We start from the raw sequence: 14,780 nt of genomic DNA, 5'->3' as shown, positions 1-14,780 counted from the left end.
TATGGTTTTCTTATCTGAGAAGCATAGAGAGCCAAGATGTTTGAAATTATTTACCTTTCTTTAGCGATATTACTGGCGGTACTGACGTTAGCGCCGTTGTCGTGGTCGCAGGTTTGGTGGATTCGCGGGTTGGATTTTCCGCGTTTGCAGCTTTCGGTGCTGCTAAGTGTGCTGTTGATAGTTGGCTTTGTGGTTATACGTGACTGGACATCGGTCACTGCGGTGGCTATGGGGCTGATTATTGGTTGTCTTGTTTGTCAGCTGTGGTGGGTGGTGCCTTATACGGCTTTATTCCCGAAAGAAGTGAAAGCGGTTGATGTAGGCGAGGCAGGGGCTCGGCTTAGAATTATGACGGCGAATGTACTGACGCCTAACCGTAACAGTGATGGCCTTATTAAGTTGGTTCGGGACTATACGCCGGATGTTCTGGTAACGCTTGAGTCTGATGGATGGTGGGGGGAGCAGTTAGAGGCTATTGAAGAGAACTACCCTCATACGGTTAAAGTACCTTTGGATAATCTCTATGGTATGCATCTCTATTCTCGGCTGCCGTTATCTGACATTAGCATTGAATACCTAATTGAAGACGATAAGCCATCGATACATTGTTTTATTGAGTTACCGACAGGGCAGAAAGTGAAAGCGCACTTTGTGCATCCGGCGCCGCCGAGTCCAACGGAAAATGAGGAGTCGGAGGAGCGTGATGGTGAACTCCTGTTAGTTGCGAAACACGTAGAGCCCGAGAAGCATCCGACTATAGTCACTGGCGACTTGAACGATGTGGCCTGGTCGAGAACGACACTGCTTTTTCGAAAGCTAAGTGGTTTATTAGACCCGCGCGTGGGACGGGGTATGTTTAACACTTTCCACGCGGACTATTGGTTTGCTCGCTGGCCGCTCGATCATATTTTTCATAGCCACCATTTTGCACTGGTTTCAATGACTCGTTTACCGGGTTTTGGGTCAGATCATTTTCCATTACTGACAGAGCTTGCTTTAGCTCCGGGAGAAAATGGTGCCGGTGATGGTCCGTCGCCGGATAAAGATGACAAAGAAGCTGCTGATGAGATTGTGGATAAGGCTATGGCTTAAGCTTACGTCGAATGTGAATACGTTGAACTAACAGTCCGAAAATAATAAGCATAAGCCCAACTAGCGTACTTGGGTAAATGGTTTCGCCAATCACGACCGAGAGCAGCAACAGCGAGATAAAGGGCGAAATAAAAATTAAGTTGCTGATAAGTGCGGTGTTGGTGGCTGTTTTCATGGCCTTTAGCCAAAACAGAAAGGTAATACCCATTTCAAATAATCCGACATAACTGACAGCTGCCCAGCCTTGCCAGGGTATGTTCGACCAGTCGCTCCAGACAAAGCTGGCAATAATTAGAATTGGCAATGCTAGGCCAAAGGACAAGACCAGGCTAACGACTGAATCTGCATTACGTCGGGTGTTGAGTATCCAGTATCCTGCCCACAGGAAGGTTGATATTAAGGCTAGTAAAACACCCCAGGGGTTGCTAAAGCTTAGCCCTAATAAGTCACCGCGGGTCGCTATAACTAGCACTCCAAAATAACCCAGTGCGCAGGCGACCCAGTCGCGGCGACGAATATGCTGCTTTAGAAACAGGGCGGCCATAATACTGAGTGCTATTGCCCATGTGTAATTCAGGGGCTGAGCTTCGGAGGCAGGTAGCAGTTTATAAGCTTGAAAAAGCACTAAATAGTAAATAAGAGGGTTAATAAGCCCCATTAGTACGTAGTACAAGGGCATTTTCCGCAGCTCAAGCAGCAACAAGTGAGACTTTCTCTGAATCACACAGACTAGGCTTAGAATAGCAAAGGAAACGACACTGGCGGCTGTTACCATTTGTAATGGCGTCATGTACTCTAGTGTGATTTTAAACGCCGTAGCGACCGTCGACCATAATAAAACGGCAATAAGGGCGTAGATAAACGCGAGTTTATCAGCGGCTATGGTGTGATGGCATGGTGCCCCCCTTAACTCATACGTCGATGAGCACTGCAGCTTGTTGGTGTTCAATCCAGAGAAAGGCATTCTGCTGATATCGGCGGGCAAGGTCAATGACTGTTTGTTGACTCAACCCTAAAACCATAAAGCTTTTTTCGGCTGGCCATTGGAAACTGCGGTCTTGACCTACTCCGTAAAAGTATCGAATGCCTTTAAAACCCACTAATTCAGCTTCTAACTGTTGGTTCCTTTCGCAATTCTCGTCAAAGGTTAACTGCCGACTTTGAGGGTTAAAAGCGGTAATAAAGGCCCCTGTTTTGCAGTTTAAGTCATGACAGAGTGTATTAAAGTCGCTATTGGTGCTACCTACCGATAAAGTCATTTTTTGGCCATTCACAACAAACCAGTAGTCGGTATTTTTATAATGTTCCAGCAATGTTGCGTCCATACTTTGACCATCACTTAAGCGTTAATTAAAGTAAGAGTTTAACTTTTGAGGCAGTAAGATTCTATGAACCCAAGTATCAGTGTTATTACGCTGGGAGTCGATGACTTAAAGCGCGCACTTGCTTTTTATCAGGACGGTTTAGGCTGGGAAACGAAGGGCATTGTCGGTGAGGACATTGAAAACGGTGCCGTTGCTTTCTTTAAACTGCCTAGTGGTTTGAGGTTGGCTTTGTGGCCGCGTAAAAGCATTGCTGCTGAAATGGGTGTTGATGTCGCTAAAAATGCTAATGAGGTGCTGCTGAGCCATAATGTCAGTTCCCACTCTGAAGTTGATGCAGTTATGAATGAGGCTAAATTGGCAGGAGCAACCATTCTTCATGAGGCTAAAGACTTATTTTGGGGTGGCTACGGCGGTTTCTTCAAAGATCCGGACGGTCATATTTGGGAAGTTACCTGGAACCCGGCATGGAGTTCTTAATGCCGGCTTTAGCGAATTTGATACAGATCAAGTATTGGTAAGTATTTACTCTAAAATAGATCTTTTTTTGATCTGATTAGACCAGCAAAGCGTAAACTATCGCATTCAAAAGTTCTTTGTTTGTTGTAGGAATACCTTAATGCTTTGCGCTAAAACGAAACACCAGCTCGCTAAAACCACTGAAGAGCTGTCGCAATATAAACAGTTAATGAATGCCATTGACAGTAATGTTGCGCGTATTGACTTTACCCCTCAGGGCTATGTTTTAAATGCCAATAACCAGTTTCTGGAAACCATGGGATATGGTCTCGATGATGTTATCTCTAAACATCACAAAATGTTTTGTGAACCGAGTTATTCATCTTCTCAGGCGTATCGAAATTTTTGGCAGCAGCTGGCAGAGGGTAAGTCGCAGCATGAGCGATTTAAGCGCATTCGCAGTAATGGCGACATTATTTGGTTAGAAGCGACGTACTTTCCTGTTAAAAACGAGAAAAGCGAGGTTGTTTTCATTACGAAAATTGCCAGTGATGTCACTGACGAAGTCACCGCCTTAGAGCAGCAAACCGCCATTAATACGGCAATTAATAAGTCAATGGCGACTATCGAGTTTTCACCTGACGGAGTCATTACCTGGGCAAATGATAACTTTCTGAACACTTTGGGTTACTCGCTCAGCGATATTACCGGCAAGCACCATAAGCTGTTTTGTGAGCAAAGCTTTTACGATGAAAATCCGGGTTTTTGGCGAGAACTTGGTAAAGGTGAGTTTAAAACCGGACGTTTTAAGCGTGTCAGCAAGCACGGGCAACCGATTTGGCTGGAAGCCAGTTACAACCCAATTTTTGATAGTAATGGTCGAGTTGTAAAAATCATTAAGTTTGCCAGCGACGTGACGGAGCAAGTGTTAAAAGCCCAACAAACCACAGAAGCTGCAGAAATTGCGTATTCGACGTCTCAGCAAACGGCGATGATAGTGAAAGACGGTAAAGCCTCTATTGATGTCTCTGTGGAAACCTCTAATGAAATTCTGACTAAAAGCCAGAAAACCGACGATATTATTGAGCAGTTACAAGAGCAAGCCGTTAGTATTGAAGAAATTGTTAAAACCATTAACGCACTAGCTGAACAAACAAATCTTCTGGCATTAAATGCGGCGATTGAAGCTGCCAGAGCGGGTGAGCATGGGCGTGGGTTTGCTGTGGTTGCTGACGAAGTAAGAAATTTGGCAACCAGAACGACGCAGGCAACAAGCGAGATATCGGGCGTTATGCAGCGCAGTTCAGAAGTTTCGGAAGCTATTTCGTTGTCTATTGACGATATTCAGGAAATGGCAAAGCGCGGGAAAGAGCAAATTGAAAAAGTAAAAAGCTTGATAGAAGAGATAGATGAAGGTGCGACGAATGTCGTCAATGCAGTGAGCCACCTTTCTTAAGGTGACTCACGCGTTTTTCATAGGAGTTTACACTTAGACATTTAGCCCGCAGGGTAAACGTAGTTTGCCTGGATACCCAGAGGAAAACCAAGTGTCCAGTAGAGGATAAGGAAGGCAGACCATAGTATTAATAGCGCTACGGTATAAGGCAGCATCATTGCAACTAACGTACCTATGCCCGTGCCTTTAACATAACGCTGGCAATAAAGAACGACCAGCGGGAAGTAGGGCAGCAACGGCGTAATAATATTACTGGATGAGTCACCGACACGATACGCCGCCTGGGTTAAGTCGGGTGAATAACCTAACTGCATTAGCATAGGCACAAAAATAGGGGATATCAGGGCCCATTTAGCCGATGCTGAACCGACAAATAAGTTAATAAAGGCTACTAAGAAGACGATACCGACCATAGTGACTCCACCGGACAACTCCAGACTGGCCAGGAAGTTAGCGCCTTTAACGGAAATTAAAGTGCCGAGTTGTGAGTCTCCAAACGCTTTTATGAATAAGGCACAGAAGAACGCCATAACCATATAGTAGGCCATGCCTTCCATTGACTTAGTCATTGCGCCGATAACGTCCTGGGAGTTGGTAAAGTTACCGGAAACATAACCGTGAACAATACCTGGGATAATAAACAGCAAGAAAATTAGCGGTACAATCATACCCATAAGAGGTGCTGAGTAAGATGCCAATTCACCGGTTGCCGGGTCAGCCAGAGGAGTATTTTCAGCCGTTGCTGAGAAATACAACAGAGTCAAACCTACCGCCATGGTAATTACGCCAGCATAAAATGCTTTGCGGTCTCGCGGGGAGACGTCGTCTAACGCAGGCATATCTTCGGCGTCACCATCAACTTCTGCACCGCGTAAACGGGGCTCTACCACCTTGTCCGTCAGGAACCAGCCAATGGCGACGACGACAATTGACGAAGCGGCTGTAAAGAAATAGTTGTTCAGCGGATTTAACTGCATGTCGGCGTCAATAATCTGTGCGGCACTTTGAGTGAAGCCCTGCAGCAACGGGTCGATTGCCGAAGGTACGAAGTTGGCACTGAAACCGCCGGAAACACCGGCAAAAGCAGCGGCAATACCTGCCAGCGGATGTCTGCCAGCCGCGTAGAAAATAACACCGCCTAAAGGAATAACCAGAACGTAGCCGGCATCAACGGCCGTATGACTGACTATAGCAACCAGAATAAGTATCGGCGTCAGTAGCATTTTCGGTGTAACGTTCAACATGAGTTTAATGGCGACATTAATGTAACCCGAGCGTTCGGCTACACCCACACCCAGCATAGCTACCAGCACAACCCCCAGAGGCGCAAAACCCATAAAAGTATCAACCATATTGGCAAGAAAAGCCGTAAACTCGGTGCCGCTTAATAAGTTGATGACGCCAATAGAGTCACCCGTAAGCGGGTGCTTCTCATCAAAACTCACGCCGGACAACAGCCACGACATTACCCAGACAATGATTAATAAGCCAAAAAACATAACGGCCGGATCGGGCAGTTTATTACCGACCTTTTCAACGCCGTCTAAAAGGCGATTTAACAGACTGTCCGGCTTTTCTTTTTGCGAACGGTCTGGTTGTGGAGATTGAGCCATGGTGAAACCCCTGGTTGTTATTTTATTGGTCTAATTATTATGCGCAGGTATCATAACCATTATTGTAAGGTGGAACAAAGCGAACAAGGTGAAAAAAGTGTCAATGATTTGTGGTACAGATGAAGCGGGTCGTGGGCCTATTGCCGGGCCGGTTGTGGCTGCGGCTGTCATTTTAGATCCGGATAATCCAATTGAAGGGCTTAACGACTCAAAAAAGTTGAGCGAGAAAAAGCGTGAAAAACTGAGTCTGGAAATAAAAGAAAAAGCACTGTACTGGACTATTGCTCAGTCTGACCCCGACGAAATAGAAGCCATTAACATTCTCTGGGCGTCAATGAAAGCCATGCAGCGAGCCGTGGAAGCACTGCCGGTAAAACCCGATATGGTGCTGGTGGACGGTAACCGGGTTCCGGAGTTGAATGTACCGGCAAAAGCCATTGTTGGAGGCGATGCCAGCGAACAGTGCATTGCTGCTGCTTCAATTTTAGCGAAAGTGGAACGGGACAGACAGATGCTCAAGTGGCATGAATTGTACCCACAATATGAATTTGATAAGCACAAAGCTTATGGTACGCCCAGGCACCTCGAATTATTAGAAAAATACGGGCCTTGTCCTATACATCGTAAAGGCTTTAACCCGGTTAAGCGACTCCTTGCTAACTTGTGATTTAACCCGAAAATTCATACAATAACGGCCTGTTCATTAAGCTCTTTCAGGAAGTTGGAATTCACCATGCAGTCTATCCCGCACGTTGATATGCGCCGTTATCAGAATGATTTTGATGCTTTTACTCAAGATGTCGGTAATGGTTACGAAAAATACGGTTTTATTGCCTTAACTCAGCACGGCGTCGATACCGCGCTTATTGAACGGGCACTGGATACCTGTCGTGAATTGTTTGCATTACCTGAAGATGTAAAAAAACAATATCACCGCCCGGGTCAGGGCGGCGCCAGAGGCTACACGCCCTTTGGTACTGAAGTGGCTAAAGACGCCAAACATGTCGACTTAAAAGAGTTCTGGCATGTGGGTCGTGAAATTGAAGGAGAGCCGCCGTACCCGCAACTATTGCCAAACGTCTGGCCACAAGAGTTGCCTAAATTTAAAGACGATATGCTGGCTATTTATGCGGCTTTGGATAAGCTGGGTAATCAGGTGCTGGAAGCTCTGTCAGTTTATTTGGGTCAGCCGAAAGACTTTTTCCGCAACAAAGTGAATATCGGCAATTCAATTTTGCGGCCTTTACACTATCCACCTATTATTGATGAAGATACGCCCTCGGTTCGTGCTGGTGCGCATGAAGACATCAACGTTCTGACACTATTGGTGGGTTCGCGTGAACCGGGGTTAGAAGTGCTGGCGAAAGACGGCACCTGGGTGCCGGTAACGATTATTGAAGGTGCCATTATTTGTAACGTGGGTGATATGCTGCAGCGCTTAACGAATCATGTGCTGCCATCGACAACGCATCGGGTGGTTAATCCGCCGGCACCATTTAATGAAAAGTCGCGTTACTCAATACCCTTCTTTTTACATTTTAATCCGGATGTGATGATCACACCGCTGGAAAGCTGTATTTCGGACGAAAATCCTCAGCGAGATGAACCTATTACGGCTGATGACTATCTAATGCAGCGCTTACGTGAAATTGGTTTGATAAAAGACTAAAAGGAACAGCTGGTGAAAACAGGCGAGTTTAATCTAAAACGCATAGTTCAGGGTGTGGCTGCTGTCACTGTTTCTGCATTATTGATCAGTTGCGCATCTGCTCCGCAGGAGCCTGAAAGCAATGAGTTTCGATTGACGTTGCTGCACATTGACGACCACCACTCTAATTTGGACGCCAAGCGGCAAACTTTAGTGTGGGGAGAGCAGGAGTGGCAAGTTGAAGCCGGCGGCTTCCCGCGTGTTGGTGCGCAAATTAAAAAGCTCCGCGCGGCTAACGAAAACGTGCTGACATTGCATGCCGGTGACGCTCTGACAGGCAGCTTATATTTCACCTTGTTTGGTAGTGAAGCCGACGCCCGCATGATGAACAACGTCTGTTTCGATGCCTTCACTATTGGTAACCATGAATTTGACACCGGTGACGCCGGCCTTGCCGAGTTTCTGCAGGCATTGGGGACTGAAAGCTGTCCTACCGTAAAGCTCGGAGCTAATATAAAACCCAAAGTTGGTGAGTCGCCGTTAACTCCGAACCGCGAATGGCAAATGTTTCAGCCCTACACAATAGTCGAGCGTGGCGGTGAAGAAATAGCCATTATTGGTCTGGATATTGCCAGTAAAACCAAGAAGTCATCGCAGCCCGATGAATCCACTGAGTTTTTAGACGAGCTGGAAACGGCGCGCAAGTATATAGCGGAAGTTCAACAGCAGGGTATCGAGAAAATAGTGCTGCTGACGCACATTCAATACGAGCGGGACAAAGAGCTGGTGCAGCAGTTGCCGGGCGTGGATATTGTTATTGGTGGTGATTCGCATACGCTGTTAGGCGATTTCAGTGATTTTGGTATGGAGTCTGACGGGCCTTATCCAACCGAACTGACCAATGCCGACGGCGACAAAGTTTGTATTGGCCATGCTTATCAATATTCATTGGTAGTTGGCGAGATGCAGGCGGTATTTGAAGGTGACAAAATTGCAGAGTGCGGCGGGCGTCCGCATTATCTTCTGAGTAACGACATTCAGGTCAGCGACGGCATTGTGACAACTTACGAGCCGATTAAAACCGCACTGGAAGACAGTGACGTATTCAGCTTTGTTGAACCTGACGCTGAGCTGCAAAGCATGTTGCAGGAGTATCAAGGCAAAGTTGAAGAGTTTTCTGCCGAAGTGCTGGCGCAGGTGCCACAGCAAATTTGCAGTCAGGAAATTGATCTGCCAAGACGCGATGGTTGTGCTGACATTATGAGTTCTGGTGCTCACCGTCTGGTTGCTGAAGCTTTCCTGAACTCAGTGCCGGAAGCCGACTTTGCTATTCAAAATGGTGGTGGTGTCCGCTCAGGTATTAGCCAGGGGGACTTTACCGTGGGCGACGCTTTCAATGTACTGCCTTTTGCGAATACTCTGGTTAAGCTGGAACTGAGCGGCTCTGAGTTCAAACAGGCAATGGAAGAAGCACTGGCCTATTCCATTTCTGATGGCGGCTCAACCCGAGCTTACCCCTATGGTGCCGGTATTCGTTATTCGGTGGACTTAACCAAAGAAAAAGGCAGTCGTGTGTCTAACCTGCAAGTGTGGGATAAAGGCAGCAGCAGTTGGCAGCCAATGACCGCCAGAGCAACCTACGTGATGGTGACAAACAGCTTTATTGCAGGCGGTCAGGACGGTTATGACACCTTTTATCGTGTCAGTGAGCGCGGACGAGCCCGTAATACAGGAATAGACTATGCTCAGTCGCTGGTGGATTATGCCAGAGAGCAGGAGGTTCTGAAGCGTCCGCAAGAATTCGCGACGCAGTCATATGTTCCTGTGGGAGATAAATAATGGCTCGAGCATTCGAGCCAGCCCCAGTTTCCGATAACGCCAGATTCGATTTTATTGTTGTTATTCTGGCGTTATTGACGGCCTTTGCGCCACTTTCCATTGATATGTACCTGCCGGCTTTCAGCGCTATTGCGTCGGACTATGCGACCGATACACACCACGTTGAACTGTCGCTGACGGCATTTTTCTTCGGTCTTTTTATTGGGCAGCTGCTCTACGGTACTGCGACCGATAAATTTGGGCGTAAAAACCCGCTTTATATCGGTTTAGCTATTTACGTGGTGACATCCATTGGCTGCGCTTTTGCGCCGGATATTCAGTGGCTTATTGCTTTACGTTTCCTGCAGGCTATAGGGGCCTGTGCCGGTATCGTTATTGCCCGGGCTGTGGTGCGTGACTTATATACACCACAAGCGTCGGCTCGTGTGTTTTCATTCCTCATACTGGTAATGGGAGTTGCGCCTATTCTGGCGCCTCTGTTTGGTGCCTATGTAACCGAATGGATGGGGTGGCGTGCTCTGTTCTTAATTGTCGCCGGTTTAGGTGTGGCCTCCGCCGTGACTATCCACTTTGTTCTGCCGGAAACCCGCGGGCGCCGTTATGACGTGCGTATGCGAAATACGGGCAGCACTTACTGGGCGGTTTTGCGCGACCCTTCTTTTCTGCGTTATTCGTTAACCGGTGCTATTGCTCAGTCTGGGTTGTTTGCCTACATCACAGGTTCGCCAAAAATGTTTATTGAGGTTTTTGGTCTTGAACCCATGCACTACAGTTGGCTGTTTGGATTAAACGCTATTGGTATTATTGGCTTTTCGCAGCTTAATGGCTGGTTGCTGAAATACCACTCCTCACGCAAGATCCTGAACGTTTCCTTACCGATATTGGCCGTGGTGTCCATTGTCATGTGCGTTATGGCGTATTTTAATGCCGGTTTCTGGGGAATATTGCTGCCGTTATTTGCCTATATTTCGACTTTAGGCATGGTTTTCCCGAACGCTATGGCCGGGGCTTTGGCTGAACAGAAAGAACGCGCAGGTTCGGCGTCTGCCGTAACCGGTAGCTTACAGTTTTTAATTGCTGGTTTGGTTTCTGCCGGGGTGAGTCAGGCTGGCTCATTCACTGATTACGCCATGGCCTGGGTCATAGGTGTGGCCGGCTTACTCGCGGTAATTGCATACCGCGTAATGCGCCGGCCAGAATAAGCTTTTTAGTTATAATAAGTCGGTGCGGCTGGTCCTACAGGGAATCCAAAGACAAAGACCCAAAGGAAGAAGAGCACCGACCAGCCAACAAAGAAGAACATAGAATAAGGCAGCATCATGGCAACCAGAGTGCCAATACCTAAATCCTTCTTGTAACGAGCTGCAACGGCCAATATTAAGCCAAAGTAACTCATCATAGGTGTAATAACGTTAGTGACTGAGTCACCAATGCGGTACGCCGCCTGAATGACTTCCGGCGAGTAGCCAACCAGCATCAGCATCGGCACAAAAATAGGGGCGGTAATAGCCCACTGCGCAGAAGCCGAGCCCAGCATCAAGTTCACAAAGCCGCAGACCATAATGAAGAACAGGAAAATGATAGGACCGGTCATGCCAATATTGGTCAGGAACTCCGCACCATTAATGGCAAAAATAGTCCCGAAATTTGTCCATTTAAAGAAGTTAACGAACTGCGCCGCAAAGAATACCAGCACAATATACATACCCATAGTACTCATGCTGTGCGACATCGCGTCGATAACATCGCGGTCGTTTCGCATGGTCTCAACCGTGCGGCCATAGACAAAGCCGGGAATGGCGAAAAAGAAGAAGATGTAAACAACCACGCCTTTCAGGAATGGCGAACCTTTAACATCACCGGTTTCCGGGTGACGTAAAATACCCCACTCAGGTACAACGGTTAGTGCCAGAATACCGGCCAGAACCAGAACGCTTAACCCTGCGTAAATTAATCCTCGTTTTTCCTGTTTGGTCAGAGGATCCATTGAGGATTGATCGGACAAATCAATAGAGGCTTCGTCTTTGTTGTATTTACCCAGTTTGGGTTCGACAATTTTGTCGGTTATAAACGCGCCCATAATCGCAATCAGGAAGGTACTGACCATCATAAAGTACCAGTTGGCTTCTGCGCCAACGGTGTAGGCCGGGTCAATAATTTTAGCGGCTTCTTCGGTAATACCTGACAGTAAAGGGTCTACTGTACCAATTAGCAGGTTGGCACTGTAGCCTGCGGAAACACCGGCAAAAGCGGCCGATAAACCGGCTAACGGGTGACGCCCCAGACCGTAGAAAATCATGGCAGCAAGTGGTACCAGTACAACATAGCCCAGTTCTGCTGCGGTGTTAGAAATGACACCGGCAAAGACAATGGTTACGGTTACCAGGCGCGGCGGAGCTTTCATGACCAGCCCGCGCATAGCCGCAGAAATTAAGCCCGAACGTTCAGCAACACCAACCCCTAAAAGAGCAACTAACACAGTCCCTAAAGGCGTGAAGCCGGTAAAGTTGGTGACCAGATTAGTGACAATACGTTGTATTCCCTCAGCATTAAGCAAGCTGACAGCTTTGATAACGGTTTCGCCGTCTCTGGGGTCTACTGCACTGACGCCAAAATAAGCAGCGACGCCACTAATGAAAATAATGAATAAGCAGAAAACGGCGAATAGGGTAATGGGGTGGGGTAACAGATTACCAAGCCATTCAACGCCATCGAGAAAACGGGTAAACCAGCCTCGTTTGCTGGTCGCGTTATAGTCATTATTGGGAGACTGCATAACTCGCGCCTTTATTATAAGTTTTAGACCAGCGCAAGATTCTAGCATAAAAAAACGGCGCCGCTGAAATCCGGGGCGCCGTTTGTAGGTTAACCTTCAGCTGTTATGCAGCTTCATCTTTCTTAAGGTTTTTCAGGGCATAATCGAATGCTGCCTGACCGGCCAATAAATCTTCCGGAGCAAAGTCATCAACGTTAATGGTACGCAGGCGACCAACTTCCGTGCGCTCAAGCAGAGCAACTTCGTCGTCACTTAATACGCCCAGCTCTTTACCTTTAGCGGCTAGCTGGTCTAATTGAGTAAAGCTGAAGCGTTTACCTGCTGCTTTACAAACTTTGTCGTACAGTGGCTCTGAGGCAATCACGTTTTTCAGGGTTTCTTCAAGGAAACCAAAGTGACCTTCAGGGCTCAGGAACTGGCCTTCACCTAAACGTGTACGGACGTCGTTTGGTGACATTAGCATACGGGCAATTTCATGATCGTTTTTATCTGTAGGACGTTTAGCAATACGGCCTAACGGATACATAACGGCGCGCATGAAGCTACCCACACCACCAAAGTTCGCCAGCATTTCCAGCTGCGCTTCCTGTAGCTTATTCAGAGTATCCTGCATAGCCCAGTGAACTAACGGCAAGTCTTCTTTAATGCGACCCTGGTCATGATAACGCTTCAGTACACAAGAACCGATGTACAGGTAGCTGAGCATATCACCTAAGCGCGCAGAAACGCGCTCTTTACGTTTAAGACTACCACCCAGTTTGCCCATGGCAATGTCTGACAATAACGCCATGTTGGCACTAAAGCGGTTCATCTGCTGGTAGTACTTACGGGTTTCGTCGCTAGCCGGAACAGAGCTCAGGCGGTGACCACCAAAACCATAGAACAGTGAACGAACAAAGTTACTGATGGCAAAGCCAATATGACCAAACACGGCTTTATCAAATTTCTTCAAGGCATCCGGGCCTTTTTCAGCCGAGGCTTCCATTTCTTTCAAAACAAATGGATGGCAACGAATAGCGCCCTGACCGTATATCATCATACTACGGGTAAGAATGTTGGCGCCTTCTACTGTAATGGCGACCGGAACACCCTGGTAACCACGACCAAGATAGTTATTCGGGCCTAAACAGATACCTTTACCACCGTGAACGTCCATAGCGTCGTCCATGCAAGCACGTAGCTTCTCAGTCATGTGGTATTTCGCAATGGCACCGATAACGCCAGGCTTCTCGCCTAAATCAATACCTTTGGTGGATAACATAGTCACCGCATCCATCAGGTACGCGTTACCACCGATGCGAGCCAGTGGCTCTTCAACACCTTCCATTTTACCAATAGGTAATTTGAACTGACGACGGATGCGTGAGTAAGCACCAGTTGCCAGAGCCATTTGTTTAATGCCACCGGCACTGTTTGAAGGCAAGGTAATTGAACGGCCGACTGACAGACATTCAACCAGCATACGCCAGCCCTTACCAGCCATTTTCTGTCCACCAATAATGTAATCTAATGGAACGAATACGTCGTTACCGCGAATTGGGCCGTTCTGGAATGGCACGTTCAGCGGGAAGTGACGGCGGCCAATTTCAACGCCTTTGGTGTCACGAGGAATAAGCGCACAGGTAATACCCAGCTCTTCTTCTTCACCAATAAGGTTGTCAGGGTCGTACATTTTAAATGCCAGACCTAAAACAGTAGCTACTGGTGCTAAGGTAATGTAGCGCTTGTTGAAATTCAGTTTGATACCGACAATTTCTTCGCCGTTCCACTCACCTTTACACACAACACCTGAGTCAGGAATAGCGCCTGCATCAGAACCGGCTTCCGGGCTGGTTAGTGCGAAACAGGGAATTTCGTCACCGCTGGCTAGGCGTGGCAGGTAATGGTCTTGCTGTTCTTTGGTACCATAATGCTGCAACAATTCGCCCGGGCCTAATGAGTTAGGTACGCCGACGGTTGAGGCCAGCACCGTGCTAACACCGGCAAGCTTCTGTAAAACACGAGACTGCGCGTAGGCAGAGAACTCCAGGCCACCGTATTCTTTCTTGATGATCATGGCGAAGAATTTCTCGTCTTTCAGGTATTGCCAGACGTGCTCAGGCATGTCTGTTAATTCGTGGGTTACTTCCCAGTCGTCCAGCATTTTGCAGACTTCTTCACAAGGCCCGTCCAGGAAGGCTTTTTCTTCAGCCGTTAACTCGGCTTTAGGTACCTTATGAAGTTTTGACCAGTCAGGGTCACCACTGAATAAATCGCCGTCCCACCAGACCGTACCGGCTTCCAGTGCGTCACGCTCGGTATCAGACATTTCTGGCATTACTTTGCGATATGCGCTAAGAATAGGCTTAGTCAGCAGGTTTAAACGAATTGGCGCTATGTTAAGCGGAACCAGAACAATTGCCAGAATAGCCCAAAGCACTGGGCCAACAATGTCAATTGCGCTACCAATAGCGAACATAATAACCAGACCGGCGCTGAACATAGCCAGGCTGGCTCGTTTGTAGATTAATGCAGCCGCGACTATAACAGTAGCGACAATCCAAAGTGCAATACTCATAATGTAATACTCCGATTT

Annotated in this window: 12 protein-coding genes; 7 read left to right on the top strand and 5 right to left on the bottom strand. The window is 47.5% G+C overall.

The features are described 5' to 3' along the window. Positions 1 to 36: 36 nt before the first annotated feature. A complete protein-coding gene (locus B2U97_RS13585; RefSeq protein WP_286822860.1) occupies positions 37 to 1,092 on the top strand; it encodes an endonuclease/exonuclease/phosphatase family protein in 1,056 nt (351 codons plus the stop codon). Here the strand turns inward: B2U97_RS13585 and B2U97_RS13580 are convergent. Together B2U97_RS13580 and B2U97_RS13575 are read right to left on the bottom strand one after the other, a co-directional pair. Continuing rightward, positions 1,082 to 2,056, bottom strand: coding sequence for a DMT family transporter (locus tag B2U97_RS13580; RefSeq protein WP_309109150.1), 975 nt, complete (start codon positions 2,054 to 2,056; stop codon positions 1,082 to 1,084). The genes B2U97_RS13585 and B2U97_RS13580 overlap by 11 nt on opposite strands. Next, complete coding sequence (locus B2U97_RS13575; protein ID WP_110013806.1) at positions 2,004 to 2,417, bottom strand: DUF3293 domain-containing protein; 414 nt, start codon at positions 2,415 to 2,417, stop codon at positions 2,004 to 2,006. Before B2U97_RS13575 ends, B2U97_RS13580 begins: the two co-directional genes overlap by 53 nt. Positions 2,418 to 2,480: 63 nt before the next feature. Here B2U97_RS13575 and B2U97_RS13570 point away from each other — a divergent pair, with 63 nt between their 5' ends. Further along, positions 2,481 to 2,894: a VOC family protein gene (locus tag B2U97_RS13570; protein ID WP_110013805.1), complete on the top strand. Its 414-nt coding sequence runs from the start codon at positions 2,481 to 2,483 to the stop codon at positions 2,892 to 2,894. 139 nt (positions 2,895 to 3,033) lie between these two features. Further along, entirely contained in the window at positions 3,034 to 4,329 is a 1,296-nt protein-coding gene (locus B2U97_RS13565) for a methyl-accepting chemotaxis protein (RefSeq protein WP_286822858.1), read from the top strand. Positions 4,330 to 4,370: 41 nt separating this feature from the next. Here the strand turns inward: B2U97_RS13565 and B2U97_RS13560 are convergent, their stop codons facing one another. Further along, positions 4,371 to 5,942 (bottom strand): AbgT family transporter, encoded by a 1,572-nt coding sequence (locus B2U97_RS13560; protein WP_286822857.1) that lies wholly within the window; start codon positions 5,940 to 5,942, stop codon positions 4,371 to 4,373. Between the two features lie 103 nt (positions 5,943 to 6,045). Between B2U97_RS13560 and rnhB the strand changes: the two genes are divergently transcribed. The 4 genes from rnhB (at position 6,046) to B2U97_RS13540 (ending at position 10,631) form a co-directional block, all read left to right on the top strand. Then, positions 6,046 to 6,609, top strand: a complete 564-nt coding sequence (gene rnhB, locus B2U97_RS13555) for a ribonuclease HII (protein WP_286822937.1) — start codon at positions 6,046 to 6,048, stop codon at positions 6,607 to 6,609. A 66-nt stretch (positions 6,610 to 6,675) separates the two neighbouring features. Next, entirely contained in the window at positions 6,676 to 7,611 is a 936-nt protein-coding gene (locus B2U97_RS13550; protein ID WP_286822856.1) for an isopenicillin N synthase family dioxygenase, read from the top strand. Positions 7,612 to 7,623: 12 nt separating this feature from the next. After that, entirely contained in the window at positions 7,624 to 9,429 is a 1,806-nt protein-coding gene (locus B2U97_RS13545; protein ID WP_286822855.1) for a bifunctional metallophosphatase/5'-nucleotidase, read from the top strand. After that, positions 9,429 to 10,631 carry a multidrug effflux MFS transporter gene (locus B2U97_RS13540; protein ID WP_011234903.1) on the top strand — a complete coding sequence of 401 codons (1,203 nt, stop codon included), beginning with the start codon at positions 9,429 to 9,431 and terminating at the stop codon, positions 10,629 to 10,631. Before B2U97_RS13545 ends, B2U97_RS13540 begins: the two co-directional genes overlap by 1 nt. Positions 10,632 to 10,636: 5 nt before the next feature. Here the strand turns inward: B2U97_RS13540 and B2U97_RS13535 are convergent, their stop codons facing one another. Both B2U97_RS13535 and fadE read right to left on the bottom strand, forming a co-directional pair. Beyond that, positions 10,637 to 12,205 carry an AbgT family transporter gene (locus B2U97_RS13535; RefSeq protein ID WP_286822854.1) on the bottom strand — a complete coding sequence of 523 codons (1,569 nt, stop codon included), beginning with the start codon at positions 12,203 to 12,205 and terminating at the stop codon, positions 10,637 to 10,639. Positions 12,206 to 12,308: 103 nt separating this feature from the next. Further along, on the bottom strand, positions 12,309 to 14,762 hold the full coding sequence (fadE, locus tag B2U97_RS13530; protein WP_286822852.1) for an acyl-CoA dehydrogenase FadE: 2,454 nt from the start codon (positions 14,760 to 14,762) through the stop codon (positions 12,309 to 12,311). Positions 14,763 to 14,780 lie beyond the last annotated feature (18 nt).

It is taken from the genome of Idiomarina sp. UBA3176 (assembly GCF_002364295.1).
Taxonomy (GTDB): domain Bacteria; phylum Pseudomonadota; class Gammaproteobacteria; order Enterobacterales; family Alteromonadaceae; genus Idiomarina; species Idiomarina loihiensis.
The sequence above is the reverse complement of the archived record's forward strand: the minus strand, read 5'-3'. Positions and strand labels throughout refer to the sequence as shown.

Excerpts from the sequence above, each read along its gene's own strand:
- B2U97_RS13585 (WP_286822860.1), top strand. The coding sequence starts at position 37 with ATGTTTGAAATTATTTACCTTTCTTTAGCGATATTACTGGCGGTACTG.
- B2U97_RS13570 (WP_110013805.1), top strand. The coding sequence starts at position 2,481 with ATGAACCCAAGTATCAGTGTTATTACGCTGGGAGTCGATGACTTAAAG.
- B2U97_RS13580 (WP_309109150.1), bottom strand. The coding sequence starts at position 2,056 with ATGCCTTTCTCTGGATTGAACACCAACAAGCTGCAGTGCTCATCGACG.
- B2U97_RS13540 (WP_011234903.1), top strand. The coding sequence starts at position 9,429 with ATGGCTCGAGCATTCGAGCCAGCCCCAGTTTCCGATAACGCCAGATTC.
- fadE (WP_286822852.1), bottom strand. The coding sequence starts at position 14,762 with ATGAGTATTGCACTTTGGATTGTCGCTACTGTTATAGTCGCGGCTGCA.
- B2U97_RS13575 (WP_110013806.1), bottom strand. The coding sequence starts at position 2,417 with ATGGACGCAACATTGCTGGAACATTATAAAAATACCGACTACTGGTTT.
- B2U97_RS13565 (WP_286822858.1), top strand. The coding sequence starts at position 3,034 with ATGCTTTGCGCTAAAACGAAACACCAGCTCGCTAAAACCACTGAAGAG.
- rnhB (WP_286822937.1), top strand. The coding sequence starts at position 6,046 with ATGATTTGTGGTACAGATGAAGCGGGTCGTGGGCCTATTGCCGGGCCG.
- B2U97_RS13550 (WP_286822856.1), top strand. The coding sequence starts at position 6,676 with ATGCAGTCTATCCCGCACGTTGATATGCGCCGTTATCAGAATGATTTT.
- B2U97_RS13560 (WP_286822857.1), bottom strand. The coding sequence starts at position 5,942 with ATGGCTCAATCTCCACAACCAGACCGTTCGCAAAAAGAAAAGCCGGAC.
- B2U97_RS13535 (WP_286822854.1), bottom strand. The coding sequence starts at position 12,205 with ATGCAGTCTCCCAATAATGACTATAACGCGACCAGCAAACGAGGCTGG.